Source organism: Rhodopseudomonas sp. BR0C11 (assembly GCF_010820945.1).
GTDB classification, from domain to species: domain Bacteria; phylum Pseudomonadota; class Alphaproteobacteria; order Rhizobiales; family Xanthobacteraceae; genus Rhodopseudomonas; species Rhodopseudomonas palustris_H.
On sequence record NZ_QTKI01000354.1, the window covers coordinates 1 to 5,101 of the forward strand.

Here is a 5,101-nt window from a genome sequence, read left to right on the forward strand (position 1 = left end):
ACGCTGCCCAGGCCGCAACCGCGGCGGCAACCATGATGGCGCCGTGCGACAGGTTGAGCACGCCGGAGACGCCGAAGATCAACGTGAACCCGGTCGCGCCCAGCGCATACAGCGCGCTGATGGCGAAACCGTCGATCAGGATTTGCAGGGCGAGCATTCGGGACCTTCAGTTGGCCAAATCCGGTACGTCATTCCGGGATGCGTGCCGCCGGCGCGCAGACCCGGAATCCCGAGTTGTTCTGAGATTCCGGGTTCGCGGGCGTCGCCCGCGCCCCGGAATGACGATGTGGAGAAGCTTGCAGCCGGACGAAAAATGCTCCCGTCGTTGCCGGCGGGAGCATTCGTTGAAGCGGTCAGTTCGCGGCAGCCTTGATGAAGGCCGGGAACTTGATCTTGGCTTTGGCCACTTCCGGCGGCCACACCGCGACCTGCTTGCCGTCCTGCCATTGCAGCATCAGACCGGTGAGCAGGCCCTTGCCGTATTTCAGGCCGTGGGTGAACGGCTCGTCCTTGCCGTAGAACTGGACGCGGCCGATCGTGCCTTCGTAATCGGTCTTTTCCAACGCCTCGACCAGCTTCTCGCCGTCGGTGGAGCCGGCGCGCTTCACCGCTTCGGCGATGTAATAGACCTCGTCATAGGCGGTGTAGCCGGCGTAGGATGGATAGTTGCCGTACTTCTTCTTGAAGTTCTCGGCGAACGGCACCGACTTCGACGTCACCGCGACACCTGGGCCCGACACGCCCTGATACAGCACGCCATCGGACGCGTTGTTGGTGTCCTTGCCGAAGGTTTCGTTGGTGGCCTGCGAGGAGATACCGAACATCGGGATCGGCACCTGCTGGTTCTTCCATTGCACCGTCGGCTGCACGCCGACATGCGAGATGCCGGTGATGATCACGTCCGGCTTCGAGCCTTCGATCTTATTGAAGATCGGGGTGAAATCGGTGGTGTCGGGCGAGAACCGGATGTGGTCGAGCACCTTGAGCCCGACCTTCGGCAGACACTCCTGGTAGCCGACGTCGAGCGGCTTGGTCCAGGCGGCGTCCTCGCTCATGATCACGGCCGTCTTCATCTTCCGGGCGTCGACCAGCAGATCCTTCGCGGCATCGCACACCGACTGGGCGAGCTCGCCCGAGGTCAGATAGCCGTGGAAGGTGTATTTGTTCTTTTCGTAGTCCTTGTTGACCGCCTTGGTGATCTCGTTCGACGCTGCGCCCGGCGTCACGAACGGCGTTTTCAGCCGCGACGCCCAGGGCATCAGCGCCAGCACAACTTCCGAGATGTAGCTGGCGATCACCGCGTTGACTTTGTCCTCATTCACTGCTCGCTGGAAGGCACGGACGGAATCGGCGGACGAAGAGTGATTGTCGTAGCTGACGATCTCGATCTTGCGGCCGTCGATGCCGCCTTTGGCGTTGATTTCTTCAGCGGCGAGCTGCGCGGCCTGCGGAATCGACGCGCCGGCGATCGCCTGCGCTTCGGCGATCACGCCGATCTTGATCGGGTCGGCTGCGAGTGCCGACGAAGCACCGAATCCGAGCGCAGTCGCGGCGACCATAGCGCGCATCGACCACGAACGGACATTCGAGGGGGCTGGAGACATGGCGTTTCCTCTTTATTGTCTTTGTTTGGTGGCGCGTTGGCCGGCGGCTTGTTGATCAGCCACGAAAAGTGTAGCGCGCGTTTTGTCGCAGGCAAGCACAATGCTTTCGCATTCACGCGGATTCGCTATGTGCAGCGCAGCGTTGAACGCCAGCGTACTTTAGGCCAGATGAAGCCGCGCCACGCGCGACACAAAGGGGAACCGGATTGAATCAGAGCAAGGATCAGTATCGCATCGCCGTGATCGCAGGCGACGGCATCGGCAAGGAAGTGATGCCGGAAGGACTGCGCGTGCTCGAAGCAGCCGCGAAGAAGCATCGGGTCAAACTGGTGTTCGACCATTTCGATTTCGCAAGCTACGACTATTACGAAAAGCACGGCCAGATGATGCCGGACGACTGGAAGGAGAAGATCGGCGGACATGACGCGATCTTCTTCGGCGCCGTCGGCTGGCCGGCGAAGATTCCGGATCACATTTCGCTGTGGGGTTCGCTGATCAAGTTCCGCCGCGAGTTCGATCAGTACGTCAACCTGCGTCCCGTGCGGCTGATGCCTGGGGTGCCGTCGCCGCTCGCCGGCCGCAAGCCGGGAGATATCGATTTCTGGGTGGTGCGCGAGAACACCGAGGGTGAATACTCCTCGGTCGGCGGCCGGATGTTCCCGGACACCGAGCGTGAGTTCGTCACCCAGCAGTCGGTGATGACCCGTGTCGGCGTCGATCGCATTCTGAAGTTCGCGTTCGAGCTGGCGCAGTCGCGGCCGAAGCGGCATCTGACGTCGGCGACCAAGTCGAACGGCATCTCGATCACCATGCCGTATTGGGACGAGCGCGTCGAAGCGGTGGCCAAGAGCTACCCGGAGGTGAAGTGGGACAAGTACCACATCGATATCCTCACAGCGCACTTCGTGCTGCATCCGGATTGGTTCGACGTGGTGGTCGGCTCCAATCTGTTCGGCGATATCCTGTCCGACCTCGGCCCGGCCTGCACCGGCACCATCGGCATCGCGCCGTCGGGTAACATCAATCCGGAGGGCGACTTCCCGAGCGTGTTCGAGCCGGTGCATGGCTCGGCGCCGGACATCGCCGGCCAAGGCATCGCCAATCCGATCGGGATGATCTGGTCGGGCGCGATGATGCTGGAGCATCTCGGCGAGAAGCAGGCGGCGGATTCGATCGTCAAGGCGATCGAACGCACCTTGGAGGAGCGCACGCTCCGCACCCGTGATCTCGGCGGTCAGGCCGACACCTCGGCCTGCGGCAAAGGCGTGGCCGAGATGGTGGAGTAAGCGCTCCGCTGTGGAGCGCGCAGAAGCCGGCGTCAGCGGGGCGGTGACGACCCCGCTGCGCTGCCCCGGACCAGCGTCATCGGCTTGCGTACGCGCCGCCGTTGCCGGATCTGCGGCGGCTGCCGGAGCGGGCGGCGCGGCTTCAGCGCGATCGCGTAGCCGGGCTTGCGGCTCGGCAGCGGCGGAAGCGGACGAGCCCGATTGTGGGTCGCTTTACGCTGCTGACGCTTGCTTGCCGCCTTACGGGCGCCGCGTGCAACGGGCCGGCGGTTTTGCGAGGGCCGCGGCTTGGTGACCTCCCGCGGCCGCGGCGCGACGATGCGAGTCGACGTCCGCAGCAGGAGAGGGGCAGGCTCAGCTGCCGGCTGAACCGGCGTCACGACCGGAGCCAGCACTGCCGAGCTCTGCGTGTTGTTGGGGGGCGGAATAAGAGTATTGCGGTTTGCGTGTGCCGAGACGTCTGCGCCGGCATCGTGAATCCGCACCACGCGTCGCGGCGGCGTGGGGCCGTCGCGGTGGATGCTGAATGCGAGATAGGAGGCAATTAGGACAGCCACGAGCAAGGTGATCGGCGCGCCGACCATCAGCGTGCTGGCCATCACGATCATCGCGACCGCAGCCGCCTTCAACAGCTTGTCGCTATCGTCGAATAGTCGCTCGAGCCACAGCCAGTTGCTGCGGGTCCAGATCGGCGGATCGAACCGAACGCCGAACGCGGCCCGCGCCTGGGTGAAGCCCAGTTCTCGCGCGGAGAGCAAGTACCACGTAACGAAGAAGGCCAGCAGGAACGCCAGCGTGCCGACGAGGCCGGCGGCAGAACCGATGATGATGACCAGAGCGAGGGCGAAGACCGCGTACCAATCCTTCATGGGAATGACTCCGTGCGATTCGCTAAGTATCGCACAGACTTAGTTCGCGTGCCGTTGATTCGGATCAGGCCGAGGCGCCAGCTCTCGCGGAGGCGGGCCACCTATCCCACATTCTGCGGTAATTAATTGCCGTTGTTAGGATTAGCTTGCGGCTGCGATCCGCCGGCAATGCGCGCGCGCCGCTGCGATCAGGTTCTCGCTCGCCTCCGGGGTACGGAAGGCCGAATGCGCCGAGAGCGTGACGTTGGGCAGCGCAGTGAGAGGATGGTCGGCGGGCAGCGGCTCGATGTCGAACACGTCGAGCGCCGCGTGGCGGAGGTGACCCGAGCGCAGCGCGTCGATCATCGCGGCCTCATCGACGAGGGCGCCGCGCGCGGTGTTGACCAGGATCGCGCCCGGCCGCATCGCGGCGATCCGCTGGCGCGACAGGAACCCACGGGTCTCGTCGTTGAGCAACAGATGCATCGAAACGACGTGGCTGTCGCGCAGCAGGGTGTCGAGATCGACGAAGCTGACGCCGTCGATCTGCTTCGTGCTCCTGTTCCAGGCGATCACCTTCATGCCCGAGCCGTAAGCGATCCGCGCTACTTCGGCGCCGATGCCGCCGAAGCCGATCAGGCCCAGCGTCTTGCCGGTGAGCTGCATGCCGTCTTCACGCAGCCATTGGCCCTGACGCATCTCGCGATCCATGATCGCAAGATTACGGGCCGCCGCCCACATCAGCGCGATGGTCCCTTCTGCAACGGCGGTGTCGCCGTAGCCGCGGATCAGGTGAACCTCGATGCCGAGCTCGGCGAGTTCTTCGACGTTCATGTAGCTCCGGGCGCCGGTGCCGAGAAACACGACGTGCTTCAGCCCGGTGCAGCGCCGGGCGATTTCGGTCGGCAGATAGGTGTGGTCGATCATCGCGATCGCGGCGCCGGCCAGCACCTCCGGCAATTGCTCCGGTGTGACGTCCGGGTCGCGGTGGATCTTCACCGGTGGATCGCCGGGCGTCGCCATGCGCTCCATCAGCTCGGCAAGCGTATCGCTGGCGTCGACGAACACCGCGTGCATTGTGCTCTCCCCCCGAAATCGGCTGGTGTTGTCGGCGATTACTTGGCGACGCCGGCGAGCGACAGCACGGTGTGCAGCAGCACGTTGGCACCGGCCGCGCAGTCGGGCTGGGTCGCGTCTTCCAGCTCGTTGTGGCTGATGCCATCCTTGCACGGCACGAAGATCATCGCGGTCGGAATTCGGGTGTTGAGGTTGCAGGCATCGTGGCCTGCGCCGGAGGTGATGCGGCGGTTCTGATAGCCCAGGGCGTTGGCGGCGTTCTCGACGCTGCCGACCAGGGTAGGAT

6 protein-coding genes are annotated in these 5,101 nt (G+C 64.2%); 1 reads left to right on the plus strand and 5 read right to left on the minus strand.

Annotation, left to right across the window (positions count from 1 at the left end):
* Together DYI24_RS20840 and DYI24_RS20845 are read right to left on the minus strand one after the other, a co-directional pair.
* Positions 1–157 (minus strand): ABC transporter permease subunit (locus tag DYI24_RS20840; protein WP_502706360.1); only part of this gene is annotated, 157 nt, incomplete at its 3' end.
* Positions 158–353: 196 nt separating this feature from the next.
* On the minus strand, positions 354–1,568 hold the full coding sequence (locus DYI24_RS20845; RefSeq protein ID WP_246701329.1) for an ABC transporter substrate-binding protein: 1,215 nt from the start codon (positions 1,566–1,568) through the stop codon (positions 354–356).
* Positions 1,569–1,876: 308 nt separating this feature from the next.
* On the opposite strand from DYI24_RS20845, the gene DYI24_RS20850 reads away from it, so the two are divergent.
* Complete coding sequence (locus tag DYI24_RS20850; RefSeq protein ID WP_234803296.1) at positions 1,877–2,890, plus strand: tartrate dehydrogenase; 1,014 nt, start codon at positions 1,877–1,879, stop codon at positions 2,888–2,890.
* A gap of 32 nt (positions 2,891–2,922) precedes the next feature.
* On the opposite strand, the gene DYI24_RS20855 is transcribed toward DYI24_RS20850, so the two are convergent.
* From DYI24_RS20855 to DYI24_RS20865, 3 genes are all read right to left on the minus strand, one after another.
* Entirely contained in the window at positions 2,923–3,759 is an 837-nt protein-coding gene (locus tag DYI24_RS20855) for a flagellar biosynthesis protein FlhF (RefSeq protein WP_164573683.1), read from the minus strand.
* A 141-nt stretch (positions 3,760–3,900) separates the two neighbouring features.
* Complete coding sequence (locus DYI24_RS20860; RefSeq protein ID WP_164573684.1) at positions 3,901–4,815, minus strand: NAD(P)-dependent oxidoreductase; 915 nt, start codon at positions 4,813–4,815, stop codon at positions 3,901–3,903.
* A 38-nt stretch (positions 4,816–4,853) separates the two neighbouring features.
* A partial coding sequence (locus tag DYI24_RS20865; RefSeq protein WP_164573685.1) for a M20/M25/M40 family metallo-hydrolase occupies positions 4,854–5,101 on the minus strand: 248 nt, incomplete at its 5' end.

Coding starts and splice junctions, on each gene's coding strand:
- DYI24_RS20845 (WP_246701329.1), bottom strand. CDS start 1,568: ATGCGCGCTATGGTCGCCGCGACTGCGCTCGGATTCGGTGCTTCGTCG.
- DYI24_RS20850 (WP_234803296.1), top strand. CDS start 1,877: ATGCCGGAAGGACTGCGCGTGCTCGAAGCAGCCGCGAAGAAGCATCGG.
- DYI24_RS20855 (WP_164573683.1), bottom strand. CDS start 3,759: ATGAAGGATTGGTACGCGGTCTTCGCCCTCGCTCTGGTCATCATCATC.
- DYI24_RS20860 (WP_164573684.1), bottom strand. CDS start 4,815: ATGCACGCGGTGTTCGTCGACGCCAGCGATACGCTTGCCGAGCTGATG.